The organism is Streptomyces sp. NBC_01390, from assembly GCF_045040105.1.
Lineage (GTDB): Bacteria > Actinomycetota > Actinomycetes > Streptomycetales > Streptomycetaceae > Streptomyces.
The window spans coordinates 464,989-481,653 of the sequence record NZ_CP109551.1 but is presented as its reverse complement, the minus strand read 5'-3'; the positions used below and the strand labels follow the sequence as shown (position 1 = coordinate 481,653).

General features: G+C 71.0%; 16 protein-coding genes. 11 read left to right on the top strand and 5 right to left on the bottom strand.

What is annotated here, in order from left to right; translation table 11 throughout:
- Positions 1-4: 4 nt before the first annotated feature.
- Positions 5-1,051 carry a 2Fe-2S iron-sulfur cluster-binding protein gene (locus OG241_RS01970; RefSeq protein WP_405813227.1) on the bottom strand — a complete coding sequence of 349 codons (1,047 nt, stop codon included), beginning with the start codon at positions 1,049-1,051 and terminating at the stop codon, positions 5-7.
- Between the two features lie 65 nt (positions 1,052-1,116).
- Here OG241_RS01970 and OG241_RS01965 point away from each other — a divergent pair, with 65 nt between their 5' ends.
- From OG241_RS01965 to OG241_RS01925, 9 genes are all read left to right on the top strand, one after another.
- Positions 1,117-2,670 (top strand): AMP-binding protein, encoded by a 1,554-nt coding sequence (locus OG241_RS01965; protein WP_405813226.1) that lies wholly within the window; start codon positions 1,117-1,119, stop codon positions 2,668-2,670.
- A 36-nt stretch (positions 2,671-2,706) separates the two neighbouring features.
- Complete coding sequence (locus OG241_RS01960) at positions 2,707-3,885, top strand: amidohydrolase family protein (protein ID WP_405813224.1); 1,179 nt, start codon at positions 2,707-2,709, stop codon at positions 3,883-3,885.
- Positions 3,882-5,309, top strand: coding sequence for a FadD3 family acyl-CoA ligase (locus OG241_RS01955; RefSeq protein ID WP_405813223.1), 1,428 nt, complete (start codon positions 3,882-3,884; stop codon positions 5,307-5,309). The genes OG241_RS01960 and OG241_RS01955 overlap by 4 nt, the downstream gene beginning before the upstream one ends.
- Positions 5,306-6,886 carry a methylmalonyl-CoA mutase family protein gene (locus OG241_RS01950; RefSeq protein ID WP_405813221.1) on the top strand — a complete coding sequence of 527 codons (1,581 nt, stop codon included), beginning with the start codon at positions 5,306-5,308 and terminating at the stop codon, positions 6,884-6,886. Before OG241_RS01955 ends, OG241_RS01950 begins: the two co-directional genes overlap by 4 nt.
- Entirely contained in the window at positions 6,886-7,335 is a 450-nt protein-coding gene (locus OG241_RS01945; protein WP_405813219.1) for a cobalamin B12-binding domain-containing protein, read from the top strand. Before OG241_RS01950 ends, OG241_RS01945 begins: the two co-directional genes overlap by 1 nt.
- Before the next feature lie 74 nt (positions 7,336-7,409).
- Positions 7,410-8,351, top strand: a complete 942-nt coding sequence (locus tag OG241_RS01940) for a TIGR03564 family F420-dependent LLM class oxidoreductase (protein ID WP_405825996.1) — start codon at positions 7,410-7,412, stop codon at positions 8,349-8,351.
- Positions 8,348-9,442 (top strand): CaiB/BaiF CoA transferase family protein, encoded by a 1,095-nt coding sequence (locus OG241_RS01935; protein ID WP_405813217.1) that lies wholly within the window; start codon positions 8,348-8,350, stop codon positions 9,440-9,442. Before OG241_RS01940 ends, OG241_RS01935 begins: the two co-directional genes overlap by 4 nt.
- Positions 9,439-9,894: a VOC family protein gene (locus OG241_RS01930; RefSeq protein WP_405813216.1), complete on the top strand. Its 456-nt coding sequence runs from the start codon at positions 9,439-9,441 to the stop codon at positions 9,892-9,894. The genes OG241_RS01935 and OG241_RS01930 overlap by 4 nt, the downstream gene beginning before the upstream one ends.
- On the top strand, positions 9,891-10,724 hold the full coding sequence (locus OG241_RS01925) for an SDR family oxidoreductase (RefSeq protein WP_405813215.1): 834 nt from the start codon (positions 9,891-9,893) through the stop codon (positions 10,722-10,724). The genes OG241_RS01930 and OG241_RS01925 overlap by 4 nt, the downstream gene beginning before the upstream one ends.
- A gap of 100 nt (positions 10,725-10,824) precedes the next feature.
- Here the strand turns inward: OG241_RS01925 and OG241_RS01920 are convergent, their stop codons facing one another.
- A complete protein-coding gene (locus tag OG241_RS01920) occupies positions 10,825-11,577 on the bottom strand; it encodes an SDR family NAD(P)-dependent oxidoreductase (RefSeq protein ID WP_405813213.1) in 753 nt (250 codons plus the stop codon).
- On the bottom strand, positions 11,574-12,347 hold the full coding sequence (locus tag OG241_RS01915) for an SDR family NAD(P)-dependent oxidoreductase (protein ID WP_405813211.1): 774 nt from the start codon (positions 12,345-12,347) through the stop codon (positions 11,574-11,576). The genes OG241_RS01920 and OG241_RS01915 overlap by 4 nt, the downstream gene beginning before the upstream one ends.
- Positions 12,348-12,401: 54 nt before the next feature.
- Between OG241_RS01915 and OG241_RS01910 the strand changes: the two genes are divergently transcribed.
- Both OG241_RS01910 and OG241_RS01905 read left to right on the top strand, forming a co-directional pair.
- On the top strand, positions 12,402-13,847 hold the full coding sequence (locus OG241_RS01910; RefSeq protein WP_405813209.1) for a class I adenylate-forming enzyme family protein: 1,446 nt from the start codon (positions 12,402-12,404) through the stop codon (positions 13,845-13,847).
- The gene (locus tag OG241_RS01905) at positions 13,840-14,985 is read left to right on the top strand and encodes a thiolase family protein (RefSeq protein WP_405813207.1); all 1,146 of its coding nucleotides are present in this window, start codon (positions 13,840-13,842) and stop codon (positions 14,983-14,985) included. The genes OG241_RS01910 and OG241_RS01905 overlap by 8 nt, the downstream gene beginning before the upstream one ends.
- Before the next feature lie 17 nt (positions 14,986-15,002).
- Here the strand turns inward: OG241_RS01905 and OG241_RS01900 are convergent, their stop codons facing one another.
- Both OG241_RS01900 and OG241_RS01895 read right to left on the bottom strand, forming a co-directional pair.
- Positions 15,003-15,803 (bottom strand): acyl-CoA thioesterase, encoded by an 801-nt coding sequence (locus tag OG241_RS01900; protein WP_405813205.1) that lies wholly within the window; start codon positions 15,801-15,803, stop codon positions 15,003-15,005.
- Between the two features lie 61 nt (positions 15,804-15,864).
- Positions 15,865-16,653, bottom strand: a complete 789-nt coding sequence (locus OG241_RS01895; RefSeq protein WP_405813204.1) for an acyl-CoA dehydrogenase family protein — start codon at positions 16,651-16,653, stop codon at positions 15,865-15,867.
- Between the last annotated feature and the right edge of the window lie 12 nt (positions 16,654-16,665).

Below are 16,665 nucleotides of genomic sequence, written 5' to 3'. Positions count from 1 at the left end.
GGAATCAGGCCTCGTACTCGACCGTGACGTGCGTGGTCACCGGTTCGCCCTGGCAGGTCAGGACCCAGCCCTCGGCCACCTCGTCGTCGTCGAGCGCGTTGTTGACGCGCATCTTGGCCTCGCCCTCGGTGAGCCGGGCGATGCAGGTACCGCAGTTGCCCATCTCGCAGGAGAAGGGCGGCATGAGACCGGCCCGGCGGGCGCTCTCCAGCAGCGACTCGCGGGGATGCTGGTCGACCGTGCGCCGCTTTCCGGCGAGGACGACGGTGACCGTGCCGCCACCGCTCTCCCGACCGGCTGCGGCTTCGTTCTCGGGTCCGAGTTCGCGTCCGGGCTCGGCGGCGACCCCCGCGGCCTCCCCTGCTGTCGGCTCCAGCGGTGTGAAGCGCTCGGCGACGATCTGCCCGGCCCCGACGCCGTGTCCGAGCAGCGTGTCCTCGGCCAGGGCCATGAACGGGGCCGGCCCGCAGAGGTAGACGTCCGCGTTCAGGTCGCCGCCCACGAACTCCCGTATCTCCGCCTCGGTGACGAGCCCCTGGCGGTCGTCGAGATGGTGTCGGATCTCGAACCGGCCCGCGTACCGTTTCGCCAGCTCGGCCAGCGTGTCGCGGAATATCACCGAGTCCGCGTCCCGGTTCGCGGTCAGGACCCGCACCCGCCGTCCGGTCGTGGCCAGCGCGGTCTTCACGAGGGAGAGGATCGGCGTGACCCCGCTGCCACCGCAGAGCGCCACCAGCGGCGCGGTGCCCTCCCGCAGACAGAACACGCCTGCCGGGGCCGTGGTCTCGATGAGGTCGCCGGGTGCGAGGTGGTCGTGCATCCAGTTCGACACCAGACCGCCCGGAACCCGCTTCACCGTGGTGGTCAACTCGCTGTCGGTGTCCGGGGAACTCGACATCGAGTAGCTGCGCAGGGCACCGCACGCCCGCACGGTCAGGAACTGCCCGGCACGATAGGGGAAGGGCGCGTCAAGCACGTACGTGCGCGTGTCGGCTGTCTCCTGGATGATCCGCTTGATCCGGACCGGGTGGAAACCGTGGTCTCGTACCATGTCTGGAATTTACCTTCTCCCTCTGCGAGAGTGCAATTCTCTTCACAAGGGAGGGAGTTGCCGCGATGCGAACGATCCCCACGCGCACAGTCCCCGCCGAGCTGGCCAAGCGCTATGAGGCGGAGGGCTGGTGGACCCGCGACACGCTCGGTGACCTGCTGGCGCACGGATTGGCGGCCGCCCCCGACACGGAGTTCCGTGTGCACTCGGCGGTGCGGCCGTGGAAGGGAACATTCGCGGACGTCGAGCGCGTTGCACGCCGGCTCGCGGCCGGACTCAGGGAGCGCGGGGTGGGTCCCGGCGACGTGGTCGCGTTCCAACTGCCCAACTGGATGGAGGCGGCGGCGGTCTTCTGGGCGTCGGCGCTGCTCGGCGCGGTCGTCGTGCCGGTCGTCCACTTCTACGGGCGCAAGGAGGTCGGCTACATCCTGGACGCCGTCCGCCCGCGCGTCTTCGTCACCGCCGCCCGCTTCGGCCACCTCGAACATCGACCCGACCTCAGCGCGGGCGTGCCCGTGGTCGGCCTCGTGGGGCGCGACTTCGAGGACCTGCTCGCCGACGAACCCCTGCCCGGCGTCCTCGCGACGGATCCGGCGAAGCCTGCCCTGATCGCGTTCACCTCCGGAACGACACGCGATCCCAAGGGAGTTGTGCACAGCCACCAGACCCTGGGCTTCGAGACCCGGCAACTGTCCGGGCTCTACCCGCCGGACCGGGGCCGCCAGCTCACCTCGGCGCCCGTCGGCCACTTCATCGGCATGGTCAACGCCTTCCTCATCCCGGTCCTGGACGGCACGCCGGTGAACCTTGCCGACGTCTGGGACCCCGGCGCGGCCCTCGGCCTGATGGAGAGCGAGCGGCTCACGGTCGGCGGCGGCGCCGCGTACTACATGACGAGCCTCCTCGATCATCCCGGCTTCACCCCCGCCCACCTCGCGGGCATGAAGTACGCGGGCCTCGGCGGCTCCGCGGTCCCGGCCGCCGTCACCGACAGGCTGGCCCGCCTCGGGATCACCGTCTTCCGCTCGTACGGCAGCACGGAGCACCCCTCGATCACCGGCTCCCGCCACACCGCCCCCGAGGTCAAGCGGCTCTACACCGACGGCGACCGCCTGCCCGGCGTCGAGGTCAGGCTCGCGGACGACGGCGAGATCCTCAGCCGGGGACCGGATCTCTGCCTCGGCTACACCGACCCGGAGCTGACCGGCCGGGCCTTCGACCCCGACGGCTGGTACCGCACCGGCGACATCGGGGTGCTCGACGGCGACGGGTATCTCACGATCACCGACCGCAAGGCCGACATCATCATCCGGGGCGGCGAGAACATCGGCGCGCTCGAGGTCGAGGAGGTGCTGCTCGCCCTGCCGGCCGTCGCCGAGGCCGCGGTGGTGGCGGCGCCGGACGAGCGGCTCGGCGAACACGCGGCGGCCGTCCTGCGTCTGAGACCCGGTCACCGCGCGCCCACGCTCGACGAGATGTGCGCCCACCTGGACCGGGAGGGCCTCGCCCGGCAGAAGTGGCCGGAGGAACTGCATGTTGTCGACGACTTCCCGCGCACCGCGAGCGGCAAGGTCCAGAAGTTCGTTCTCCGCAAGAACGTTGCGGCCCATAAGAAGTGAGAATAAGATTCTCGCATTCTGCGAAGGAGGATCTCAATGCCGTCGCGCGAGCTGCCGTATCCGCTTTTCGACGCGGACAACCACCTGTACGAGACCGAAGAGGCGCTGACCAAGCACCTCCCCAGGCAATACGAAGGCGCCATCCAGTACGTGCAGGTGAACGGCCGTACGAAGATCGCGATCCGGGGGCAGATCAGCGAGTACATCCCCAACCCCACCTTCGAGGTGGTCGCCCGCCCCGGGGCGATGGAGGACTACTTCAAGTTCGGCAACCCGGACGGGAAGAGCCGCCGCGAGATCTTCGGCGAGCCGATGCGCTCCATCCCCGCCTTCCGCGAACCGGGGCCCCGGCTGGAGCTGCTGGACGAGCTGGGAGTGCAGAGGACGCTGATGTTCCCGACGCTCGCCAGCCTCATCGAGGAGCGGATGCGGGACGATCCCGAGCTGATCCACGCGGTGATCCACTCGCTCAACGAGTGGCTGTACGAAACGTGGGGCTTCAACTACAAGGACCGTATTCTCACCACCCCGGTCATCACTCTGCCCATCCTGGACAAGGCGATAGCGGAGCTGAACTGGGCGGTCGAGCGCGGCGCCCGGGCGATCCTGGTGCGCCCCGCCCCGGTGCCCGGCTACGGCGGCTCGCGCTCCTTCGCCGCGCCCGAGTTCGACCCGTTCTGGCAGCGCGTCGTCGAGACCGGCGTGCTGGTCGCGATGCACTCCTCGGACAGCGGGTACGCCCGGTACACCAGCGACTGGGAGGGCGGGACGAACGAGATGCTCCCGTTCAAGCCCAACGCCTTCCGTACGGTGTCCGAATGGCGGCCGATCCAGGACGCGGTGGCCGCCTGGGTGTGCCACGGCGCCCTGTTCCGCGTCCCGGGACTGAAGATCGCGCTCATCGAGAACGGCTCCTCCTGGGTGGCGCCGCTGCTCGACCAACTCCGCGACGTCTACAAGAAGATGCCGAACGAGTTCCTGGGCGACCCGGTACAGGCCGTCAAGGACAGCATCCATGTCAGCCCGTTCTACGAGGACGACCTCGGCGATCTCGTCGACCTGATGGGCGTGGACCGGGTGCTGTTCGGCTCGGACTACCCGCACCCCGAGGGCCTGGCCCAGCCGCAGAGTTACGTCGACGCCATCCAGCACCTGAGCGTCACCGACCAGGCGAAGATCATGGGCGGCAACCTCTCCAGGCTGATACCGGAATGAAGTGGGAGACCATCCCGCGGATGGTGCTGAGCGCGGCCGACCGCTTCGGTGACGCCGAGGCGGTCGTCGACGGCCAACTCAGGCTCACCTTCGCCGAGTTGGTCGAGCGGGTGCGCACGGCAGCGGGAGCGTTCGCCGTCGCCGGGATCGGGAAGGGCGACCGGGTCGCGATCTGGGCGCCCAACTCCGCCGAGTGGATCGTCGCCGCCTTCGGGCTCCTCACCGCCGGCGGGGTGCTCGTCCCGGTCAACACCCGGTTCAAGGCGGACGAGGCCCACGACATCGTCCGCCGCAGCGGGGCCAAGCTCCTCCTGGTCGAGGCGGGCTTCCTCGGCCTGGACTTCGAGGGCCCACCGGGTGTGCCGGTGATCGACCTCAAGTCGGGCTTCCTGGCGAGTGGTTCGCCGTTCGAGCGGGCGGTGAGCGGCGACGACGTCAGCGACATCGCCTTCACCTCCGGTACCACCGGGCGGCCCAAGGGCGTCCTGATGACCCACGCCCAGACGCTCCGCCTGTACGGCGAGTGGTGCGACCTGGCGACCCTGCGCGAGGGCGACCGCTATCTGATCGTCAACCCGTTCTTCCACATCTTCGGCTACAAGGCGGGCCTCGTCGCCTCCCTGATCCGGGGCGCGACCGTCCTGCCCGTGCCCGTCTTCGACGTGGACCGCGTCCTGGACCTGGTGGAGCGCGAGAAGGTGACGGTCCTGCCGGGACCGCCCACGCTCTACCACTCGCTCCTGGCAGCGGGGGACCGCCGTGACCTGTCCTCGCTGCGGGTGGCGGTGACCGGCTCCGCCGACATCCCCGTCGAGCTGATCCGCCGGATCGTCCATGACCTGCCCTTCCAGCACATCATGACCGGGTACGGCCTGACGGAGGCGGGTACAGCCACCGCCTCCCGCCCCGGTGACTCCTTCGAGGACATCGCCACCACGGTCGGCACCCCCTGCGATGGTGTCGAGGTGAGCGTCGCCGACGACGGCGAGGTCCTCATCCGCGGCTACAGCGTCATGCGCGGCTACCTCGACGATCCCGCCGCCACCGCCGAGACGATCGACGCGGACGGCTGGCTGCACACCGGAGACGTCGGCACCCTCGACGAGCGAGGACACCTGAGGATCGTGGGCCGCAAGAAGGACATGTTCATCGTGGGCGGCTTCAACGCCTACCCGGCCGAGATCGAGGGCTTCCTCCTCGAACACCCGGCCGTCGCGCAGGCCGCCGTGATCGGCGTACCGGACGAGCGGCTCGGGCAGGTCGGCAAGGCGTTCGTCGTACGCGGCGGGGACGTCTCGGCGGACGACCTGATCGCCTGGAGCCGTGAACGAATGGCCGGGTTCAAGGCGCCCCGGTTCGTGGAGTTCCTCGAAGAGCTGCCGTTGAACGCCACCGGCAAGGTGATGAAGGACCAGCTGAGATGACGCCATCGGAAGAGACTGCTTCAGGCATTCGGCTCCAGGCGGTCTACGGACCCGCCGACCGGGGCGCCGCCGATCCGCCCGAGCCGGGCAACTACCCGTTCACACGCGGCAATTACGCGACCGGGTATCGGGGACGGCTGTGGACACTCCGCCAGTACTCCGGCTTCGGTACGCCCGAGGAGTCCAACCGCCGCTACCGCTATCTGCTCGACCAGGGTGGCACCGGCCTGTCGGTCGCCCTCGACCTGCCCACCCAGTGCGGCTACGACTCCGACGACCCCGAGGTCACCGAGGAGGTCGGACGCGTCGGCGTCGCCCTGGACACCCTCGCCGACGTCGAGATCCTCTTCGAGGACATCCCCCTCGACAGGATCAGCACCAGTTTCACCATCAACGGCACCGCGGCGATCCTCCTCGCCTTCTACGTCGCCGCCGCCGAGCGCAAGGGTGTACCGCGCGCGAAACTGACCGGCACCATCCAGAACGACATCCTCAAGGAGTACGCGTCCAGGGGGACTTGGATCTGGCCCGCGCAGCCGTCCCTCCGCCTGATCGCGGACACCATCGAGTTCTGCGCCGCCGAGGTGCCCCGGTTCAACGCGATCTCGGTGGCCGGCTCGCACTTCCGCGACGCGGGCGCCAACGCCGTACAGGAGATGGCGTTCACGCTCGCCGACGGAGTGACGTATGTCGACACGGTGCTGGAGCGCGGCCGGATGACGGTCGATCAGTTCGCCCCGCAGATCTCCTTCTTCTTCTACACCCACGGCGATTTCTTCGAGGAGATCGCCAAGTACCGTGCGGGACGCAGGCGTTGGGCCACCATCGTCCGGGAGCGGTACGGCGCCACGACCGACAAGGCGTCCATGTTCCGCTTCGGCTGCGTGGCCGGCGGGGCCTCTCTCTACGCGCCCCAGGCGCAGAACAACACGGTCCGGGTGGCGTACGAGGCGATGGCCTCCGTACTCGGCGGTGTCCAGTCGATGTTCACGGCCGCCTGGGACGAACCGTTCGCCCTGCCGAGCGAGGAGTCGGCGACGCTGGCTCTGCGCACCCAGCAGATCCTCGCCCACGAGACCGGCGTGACCCGGGTCGCGGACCCGCTCGGCGGCTCGTACTTCGTCGAGGCGCTCACCGACGCGACCGAGGCACGGATCGTCGAGATCATGGACGACCTGGAGCGGTACGGCGGCATGGTCCGCGCCATCGAGGACGGCTATCTGCAGGGCCTCATCGCCGACGAGGCCTACCAACTGCACCTGGACGTCGAGGCGGGCACCCGTCCGGTCGTCGGCGTCAACCGGTTCGTCTCCGACGAGCCGCCACCGGACCTGGTGACGTACGAACTGGACGCGGAGGGCCGGGACCGGCAGCTGAAGCGCCTCGCCGACGTGAAGGCGACGCGGGACGCCGCCCTCGTACGCGAACAGCTCTTCCGGCTGGCGCGCGCGGCGGACGGGACGGAGAACCTGATGCCCGTACTGATCGACTGCGCCAACGCCTACTGCACGGTGGGCGAGATGGTCGCCGCGCTGAAGGCCGTCTGGGGCGAGTTCCAGCAGCCGGTGGTGTTCTGATGAGCGCCGCCACGCGGGCTGCCACGCGGATCCTGGTCGCCAAGCCCGGACTGGACGGTCACGACCGCGGGGCCAAGATCGTCGCGCGGACCCTGCGTGACGCCGGCTTCGAGGTCGTGTTCACCGGCATCCGTCAGCGCGTCGACACCATCGTGGCGACGGCCGTCCAGGAGGACGTGGCCGTGGTCGGGCTCAGTATCCTCTCCGGCGCGCATCTGGCCCTGACCACGAAGGTGGTCGAGGCGCTGCGGGCAGCCGGGGCCGATGACATAGCCGTCGTCGTGGGCGGCACCATCCCGCCGGCCGACGTGCCCCGGATGCGGGCGGCGGGTGCGGCGGCGGTCTTCCCGACCGGTACGCCACTCGACGTGCTCGTGGCGGAGATGCGTGCGCTGACCGGGAACGCGGGGAGCGCGGGGAGTACGGGAAGTACGGCCACGGGCTCGTAAGCCCTGCTCGAACTCTGCTTCGAACTCTGCTCGGAAACCTGTCGACAGCTGGAGGCACTGTGCGGGTCGGTGTGATGATCGGGCCGGAGCGTGGGGATTCCGCGCGCAAGGTCGCACGGATGATCGACGACGTGACGTGGGCCGAGCAGGCAGGCCTCGACACCGCCTGGGTGCCCCAGATACCCACGGACTTCGACGCGTTGACCGCCGTCGCGCTGATGGGCGCGCGGACCGAGCGGATCGAGATCGGGACGGCGGTCGTCCCTCTCCAGGCCCAGCATCCGATCGCCCTCGCCCGCCAGGCGCTGTCCGCGCAGGCGGCGACCGGGGGCCGGCTGGCCCTGGGCGTCGGGCCCTCGCACCACTGGATCGTCCGGGACATGCTCGGGCTGCCGTACGAGCGGCCGGCCGCGTTCACCCGTGACTGCCTCGACGTCCTCGACGCGGCCCTGCGCGGCCCCGGCCCGGTCGACGTCGAGAACGGCACCTTCACCGTGCACAACCCGCTCGACCTCGGACCCGTAGGCCCGCTGCCCGTCCTGATCGCCGCCCTCGGCCCGGTCATGCTGGCCCTCGCGGGCGAGCGCGCCGACGGCACCGTCCTGTGGATGGCCGACGAACGCGCGGTCGCCGACCATGTCGTCCCGCGCATCACCAAGGCGGCCGAGGGTGCGGGCCGACCCGCGCCCAGGGTCGTCGCGGGCATCCCCGTGTGTCTGTGCCGGCCGGCGGAGGTCGACGCGGCCCGTGAACGCGCCAACCGCATCCTCGGGGAGGCCGAGATCTCGCCCAACTACCAGCGCCTGCTGGACTACGGCGATGCCCGCGACATCGGCGACCTGTGCGCGGCCGGCGACGAGGCGGCAATTCTGGCCCGCTTCCGTCGCTTCGCCGACGCCGGAGTCACCGACCTGTCGGTAAGGCTGCTGCCGATCGGCGAGGGCAGAGACCAACTGATCGCCTCCAAGCGCCGTACGCGGGACATGCTGGCCGCCCTCGCGGCGGAGGTGCGATGACCCCCGGGCGGACGGCCGGGCCACTGGCGGGCATCCGCGTCCTGGAGGTCGGCCACATGCTGGCGGGCCCCTACGCCACGATGATGCTCGCCGACCTGGGCGCCGAGGTCACGAAGATCGAGCCGCCCGGCGGGGACATCTCACGGCAGGTGAGCGACGCCTACTTCGCCAGCCTCAACCGGGGCAAACGCAGCGTCTGCCTCGATCTGACAACCGACGCCGGACAGGACCGACTCGGTGAACTCGCCGCCGACGCACACGCGTTGCTCGTCAACCTCAAGCCGTCGGCGATCCAGCGACTCGGGCTGACATACGAGGCTCTGCGGAAGTGGAACGAGCGGATCGTGTGCGTCGCGCTGACCGGCTTCGGGCTGGACACGGGCGACGAACCCGCCTTCGACTACGTCGTCCAGGCGGCCACCGGAGTCGCCGCGCTCACCGGAGATCCCGACGGCCCGCCGACGCTGCCCGGCTACTCCGCCGCCGACAACTCGACGGGCCTCACAGCCGCGTTGGGCCTCCTCGCGCAGATCGTCTCGGGGCGGGGCGGCCAAGTCGACGTCTCCCTACGGGACGTGATGCTCTCGCAGCTCAACTACCGTGCCTCGGCCTACCTCAACGAGGGCACCGAGCCACGGCGCCTGCCGCTCGGCGCGCACTCCTACTACGTACCGGCGCAGCTCTTCCCCACCGCCGAGGGGCACTTGGCGCTGTTCATCACCCACGACGGCTTCTGGAAGTCCTTCGCGGCGGAGGCGGGCGTCGAGGGGTTCCCGACCATGGCCGAGCGTGCGGCACGGCGGGAAGAGGTGCTGGAAGCCGTGACGCGGGCCCTGGCGGGCGACACCGCCGCGGCCTGGGAAGCCCGGCTACGGCCCCTGGGGGTCCCGGCCGCCGCCGTACGCACGCTGCCGGAAGCGCTGGCGGCCACCCCCGAGGCAGTGGTGACGGCGGGGGAGTACCGACTCGTCCGCGGCCCGGTACGGATCGCGGGCCACGAGCCCGGCTACGGGCCGCCGCCCCGACTGGGCGAGCACAACGGCCCTGTCCAGCGCGGCTCTTCCAGCGAGAGCGAGGTGGCCGGGGCATGAGGGGCGAGGACCAGTTCCATCTCGGCATCGTCGTCCAGGACTTCGAGGGGACCCTGGCCGCGTTGTCGGCGGCGTTCGGGTACGAGTGGTGCGCGGAGATCGCCGCACCGTTGACCATGACGCTGCCCACCGGCGAGGCCGAAGTACGCCTCAGTTGCGTCTACTCGCGGACCGAACCCCGACTGGAGATCCTGCGGAGCATCCCCGGCACCCTCTGGGAGACGGGGCCCGCCGGAGGCGTCCACCACATCGGCTACTGGTCCGACGACGTCGGCGCGGACCGCGCGGAACTCGCCGGCCTCGGCTACACGGTCGAGGCGTCCCGCATCGGCCCGGCCGGATCCGACTTCGCGTTCCTGCGCGGCACGGGCGGAGTTCTCGTCGAGCTCGTGGACCGGGCGGCACAGCCGATGCTGGAGAAGTTCTGGGCCGACGGCGGGAGCAGAGCATGAACACCGTGGGTATCGCCACCGGGTCAGGACGCGGAATGGGACTGGAGTGCGCGCGGCGCCTGGCCGGCACGGTGGACACGCTGCTGCTCGTCGACCGGGACGAGGCGACCGTGACAGCGGCGGCGAAGGACTTGGCGGCTGATGGAGGGGGCGCGGCCGTCGAGCCGTTCGTCCTCGACATCACCGACCGGGACGGTCTGGCCCGGCTCGCCGCACGCACCGCCGAACTCGGCACCCTGCGCGCCGTCGCCCACGCCGCCGGCATCTCGCCCACCATGGCCGACTGGCGGACCGTCTTCACGGTGGACCTGGTGGGCACCGCGCTGCTCGCCGAGGCCCTGCGCCCACAGGCCACGGAGGGCACGGCGATGGTGTGCTTCGCCTCGATGGCCCCGCTGCTCGGCAACCTGGAGGCTTCCCCGGCTGTCGCGGCCGTCCTGGACGACCCGCTCGCCGACGGCTTCCTCGACCGGCTCCACGACGCACTCGGACCGGCCGTCGAGGACAGCGGTGTCGCCTACGCCTGGGCCAAACACGGGGTACACCGCTTCGTACGCCGGGAGGCGCTGAGGCTCGGCCCGCTCGGCGCCCGCATCTGCTCGGTCTCACCCGGCGTCATCGACACCCCGCAGGGCCGCCAGGAAGCCGCGAACCAGCCGGCCATGGACACCCTCGTACGCCGGTCCGCGACCGGCCGCCCGGGCCGCGCCGAGGAGGTCGCCGCCGGAGTCGCCTTCCTGCTCTCGGCGGAGGCGAGCTTCGTCACCGGCATCGACCTCCTCATCGACGGCGGAGCCTGCGCGGCGGCACGGGGCGGAGCTGGACGGTAGGACACCCGCCTGAGGTACCGGACGACGGGATGTGCACAGCCACCGGCTGACGCCCAACTGTGCCTCCCAGTCGCACAGTTGGGCATCTGCCAGGTGTTCCTCAGTCGAGTGACTCCGAGCGCTGTACGGTCCCCGTGATCCCGCTCGCGTCCTGCCCGGCCAGCAGTACCGCGGCCCGGCCCATCGCCTCGGGCGGCTCCACCATCTCCGGCGGGATCTCCCGGCCGCCCCCCGCCGCCTGCCACCCCTCCGTCAGGACGATCCGGGACGGGGCAAGGCAGTTGACGGCGATGTTGTCGGCCCGCAGGTCGGCGGCGAGGCCGAGATAGAGGCGCTCGACGGCCGCCTTGGACACCCAGTACGCGTTGGCGCCCCGGTCGGTCATCCCGACCCCACTCGTCGTCACGGCGACCAGTGATCCGCCGCCGCGCTCCCGGACGTAGGGGATCACGGCCTTGGTGACGAGGAAGACGCCCGTCAGATTGACGTCCAGGCACAGCTGCCAGCGTTTGAGCGGCGTCGACTCGACCGGGCCGAGCCACAGCACCCCGGCGTTGGCGACCAGGATGTCGATGCCGCCGAACTCGGCGACGGCCGCCGTCACGGCCGCCTCCACCGACTGTTCGCTGCTGACGTCGCAGGGCACCGCCAGCGCCCGCCCACCCGCCTCCGTGATCCCGTCGGCGACGGAGTGGATCGTCCCCGGCAGCCGCCCCGCCTCCTCGGACCGCGCGGCCACCACCACCGACGCCCCGGCCGCCGCCAACGCCACGGCGACCGTGCGCCCGATACCCCGGCTCGCGCCGGCGACAAAGGCGGCCTTCCCCTTCAACGAACCGCCGCCGTCGCTCACTTGGGCGGGAACCTGAGTGCTCCGTCGAGGCGTATGACCTCGCCGTTGAGATAGCCGTTCTCGCAGATGTGCTCGACGAGCGCCGCGTACTCGGGGGAGCGTCCCATCCGCCGGGGATGGGGGACCTGGGGGCCCCAGTAGGCCTCCAGCTGGTCACCGGCCTTGCCGTAGGCCGGAGTCAGGAAGGTGCCGGGAGCGATGGTGACCACCCGGATGCCGAGCGGGGACAGGTCACGAGCGGCCACCAGCGTCATACTCACGACGCCGCCCTTGGCCGCCGCGTACGGAAGTTGGCCGATCTGGCCCTCGTACGCCGCGATCGACGCGGTGTTGACGATGACCCCTCGGCCGCCGTCGTCGCCGTCGTCGGTTCGCTCCTGCCGGGCCATGGCGGCGGCGGCCAGCCGCAGCACGTTGAACACGCCGGTCAGATAGACGTCGATGGTCGTCCTGAAGCCGTCGAGGCCGATCGGTGTGCCGTCCTTGCCGATCAGCCGGCCGCCGCTCGCCGGGCCGCCGTGGCAGTCCACCGAGATCCGCAGTGGGCCGGCCGACTCCGCCTCGGCCAGCGCCGCCAGGACATCGTCCTCCGAGGTGGCGTCCGTCCGTACGTAACGCACGCCGAGCTCCTGCTCCAGCGCCTTGCCCTTCTCGTCGGCTAGGTCGGCGACGACCACCTTCGCGCCCGCCGCGTGCAACCGGCGGACGGTGGCCTCGCCCAGGCCTCCGGCCCCACCGACGACGACTGCCGAGCTGCCACTGATCTGCATCAAGGTTTTCCTCTCTTGCAAGCAGGGCTCTAGTCAGATGAGAATAGCATTCTCATGAATATAACCATGATTCTGGAGATGGCGACCTCGGCCGGGGACCGGGTGGTGGTGACGGCGGACGGCCGTTCCCTGACCGCCTCGGAGCTGCTGGACCGCGCCCGGGCCGCCGCGCACCGCTTCCGGCACCGGTCGGCCGTGCTGTACCTCGGCGCCAACCATCTCGCCCACCCCGTCGCCCTGTTCGGCGCGGCCCTTGCGGGAGTCCCCTTCATCCCCGTCAACTACCGCCTCGGCGAACAGCAGTTGACCCGACTGCTCGACCGACATCCGGGCGCGCTGGTGTTGCGCGCGGACGACCTCGACGAACTCCTGCAAGCCGAGCGGGACACGGGCGGGGGCGACGACGAACCGGCCCCGCAGGACCAGGACGCCATCGCTGTCGTGCTCTACACCAGTGGGACGACGGCGGAGCCCAAGGCGGCTCTCCTGCGCCACCGCCACCTGCTCGCCTATGTGTTCAACACCCAGGAGTTCGGGTCGGCCGAGCCGGACGCGGCGACGCTCGTGGCGGTGCCGCCGTACCACGTGGCCGGTCTGATGAACCTGCTGACAAACCTCTACTCGGGGCGTCGGATCGTGTACCAGGCCGCCTTCGACGCGCCGGATTGGCTGGCGGCGGTCCGGCGCGAACGTGTCACCCACGCGCTCGTCGTGCCGACGATGCTCGCCCGGATCGTCGCCGAGGTCCCGGACGGCGCCACCGCCCGGACACCGACACTGCGAAGCCTCGCGTACGGCGGCGCCCGCACCCCGCGGCCCGTTGTCGAACGGGCGCTGCGGACCTTCCCGGACACCGGTTTCGTGAACGCGTACGGGCTGACCGAGACCACGTCCTCGATCGCCGTCCTCGGCCCCGACGACCACCGCGAGGCGCTGGTGTCCGACGAGCCGGCGATACGCGACCGGCTCGGCTCGGTGGGCCGGGCGCTGCCCGGCGTCGAGATCCAGATCCGCGACGAGGAGGGCCGAGAGCTTGCCCAAGTGGGCGCCACAGGGCTGGTGTTCGTGCGCGGAGAGCAGATCTCCGGCGAGTACGGGGGCCGGGCCGCCGCGCTGGACGGCGACGGCTGGTTCGCCACCCGGGACCGGGGGCGGCTCGACGCCGACGGCTATCTGTTCATCGAGGGACGCGCCGACGACACCATCATCCGGGGCGGCGAGAACATCGCCCCGGCCGAGATCGAGGACGTCCTGCTCACTCATCCCGGCATCGTCGAGGCGGCGGTGATCGGGCTGCCCGACCCCGAGTGGGGGCAGCGGATCGTCGCCGTCCTCGTCGGGGCGGGCGACCCGGACGAGATCCGCGCCTGGGTCAAGGACCGCCTGCGCTCCGCCAAGACGCCCGACACCGTCGTCTTCCGCACCGAACTGCCGAAGACCGACACCGGAAAGCTGCTGCGCCGCACCCTGCTCGCCGACCTGGAGACCACCCATGCCTGAAGCAGTCATCGTGTCCGCCCTGCGCACTCCCGTCGGCACCGCCGTCAAGGGCACCTTGCGCGACACCACGGCCTTCGACCTCGCCCACCACATCGTCGCCGCGGCAGCCGCCACGGAGGGCCTGGACCCGGCCCTCATCGACGACATCGTCCTCGGCGAGGGCCTGTACGGCGGCGGTGTCATCGCCCGGCACGCCGCCGTCACCACGGGTCTCACCTGGGTGCCGGGGCTGGCCCACAACCGGCACTGCGCGGCCGGCCAGGCAGCCGTCCAGAGCGCGGCGGCGAGCATCCGCGCCGGCATGGACGAACTCGTCATCGCCGGCGGCGTCAACTCGGCGTCCACCTCGCCGCGTTCGGTGACCAAGGTCGACGGCGAGTGGGAACCCTGGATGTCGCCGACCCACCCCGCCCGGCCGGACGCACCCAACACCGACATGTCGATCACCACCGGCTGGAACACGGCCGTCCGGGCAGGCATCAGCCGTACCGAGATGGACGACTGGGCGCTGCGCTCGCACCGCAATGCCGTACGCGCCATCGATGAGGGCCGCTTCGACGCCGAACTCGTCCCGATCGACACCCCGCACGGCCTGTTCTCCGTCGACGAACACCCGCGCCGCGACACGAGCGCGGAGAAACTGGCCGCGCTCAAGCCGCTGCACCCGGAGATCGAGGGATTCAGCATCACGGCCGGCAACGCGAGCGGCGCGAACGACGGGGCGGCGGCGCTGGTCATCGCCAGCGACCGTCTCGGACTCCCCGCTCTCGGTACGGTCCGGGCGTGGGCGTCCGTGGGCGTCGACCCGGCCGACATGGGCCTCGCCCCGGTCACCGCGATCCCCAAGGCCCTGAAGCGGGCCGGCCTTTCACTCACCGACGTCGACCTCTACGAGATCAACGAGGCCTTCGCTGTCGTACCCGTGGCCGCGGTCAAGCGGCTCGGCCTGGACCCGGACCGCGTCAACGTGAACGGCAGCGGCTGCTCGCTGGGGCACCCGGTCGCCGCCACGGGTGCCCGGATGCTGGTCACCCTCGTGCACGAACTGCGCCGACGCGGCGGCGGGATCGGCGTCGCCGCCATGTGCGCCGGCGGGGGGATGGGCTCGGCCACGGTGATCGAAGTACCGGCGCCGTGACCTGATGTGATCGGGCGTCAGTTCCTGAAGCGGAGCAGGGCTTCCTGGGCGTACGAGGCGACCAGGGAGCCCTCTTCGGTGAGGACGTCACCTCGGCCGTAGCAACGGCCGTGCGCCAGCAGGGGACTGTGCTGACGCAGCAGCAGCCAGGAGTCGGTGCGGAAGGGTCGGTGGAAGCGCACGGTGTGCGCCGTCACCGCCGACGTGAACGCGGTGTTCGCATCCTGCTGGCCGACGCCTTCGACCTGGCGCAGCGCGGTGCCGATGAGGCTCAGATCGGTGGCGTACGCGGTGAGGGCCGGCGCCAGTTCGGGGTGTACGGCCGGTGTGCGCATCCAGAGTTCGTACTCGGGCGTCTCCCGCTTCGGGGTGTCGAGGCCGGTGATTGCGCGGGTGTCCCAGGGCAGCAGATCAAGGTCCACGGAGTGTTCCTCGCCGGGCAGGACGGGGACAGGGAGCGCTGTCTGGTGGTTGGGACCGCCCTCCGGGACGTGCATCGACACCGAGGCGGTGGCCATGACACCGGGCGACTGGCGGGCGACGATCGCCAACGTGGCGAAGGTGCCGCCCTGGTGATGGACCGTCACCTCGTACCGGACGGGCTCGTCGGGCCGTCCCGCGCGTGCGAAGAGGGCGTGGACGGACTTCACCGCCTTTGCCGGGCAGGCGAGCGAGGCCGCCCGGACGAACTGGCCCAGCAGCTGCCCCCCGAACAGCCGGTGATAGCCGAGGTGTTGGTTGGCGCCCTCGAAGTCCAAGTCCCCCTCGGTGGGGTTCAGTTCGAGGCACGTGAGCAGATCGCTCCAGAGGTCCGTCACAGGGGCTCCCGGATAGGAGAAACAGGTGGGAAGAGCCGAACCGGCAAGGAGAGAGGGACGGTCAGAGCTGGACCAGCCGGGGAGCGGACCGCCCTTCCCGGACGAGCGCCCCCGCCTCCCGCGTCAACTCCCGCGCGCTGCCCAGCAGCCCGTCCAGTACGAGAGCCCGTCTGACATGCCGGTGCAGATCGTGCTCGGCGGTGAAGCCGATTCCGCCCAGCACCTGCTGACAGTGCCGGGCCGCCGTCAGCGCCGCCCGTCCGGCCGCGGCCTTGGCAAGCAGTGCGCCGAGGTCGTCGTCGGCGGCCACGAGAGCCGCCTCGGCGCCTTCGAGGCCGATGAGCGTCTCCGCGAGCCGGTGCCGTACTGCCTGGAAGGAGGCGAGAGGCCGGCCGAACTGGGTGCGGTCCAGCACATGTGTCCGGGCCAGCGCGAGCATGGCCCGCCCGGTGCCCAGCAGCCACCACCCGAGCGCCCGTCGGCCGGCGCCCAGCGCGACCGGATCGCCAACCGGGCTGTTCCGCAACGGCAGTTCACTGTCGAGGCAGAGACTCGGCGTCCCGCTTCCGCCGCGCTCCCAGACCACCCACGCGCCGCCCGAGTACGGCAGGGGCAGCGTGCCCCCGATCGGCCGGCCGGCCGTGTGCAGCAGCACGTCGTTGAGGAGCGGGGCGTGCGCGCCGGTCTCGCCGAGCAGTCGGAAGGCGAGCGGAACCGCGACGTCCGGCAGTTCCCTGAGCAGGTCGGTCCAGCCCAGGTCGGCCAGCGCGGCGTCGAGGGCCGGTCCCGTCGCCGCCGTCATCGTCTTGCGGAGTGTCGCGGCCAGCAGGTCCCGATCGGTGGCGTCCATGACTACTCCCTC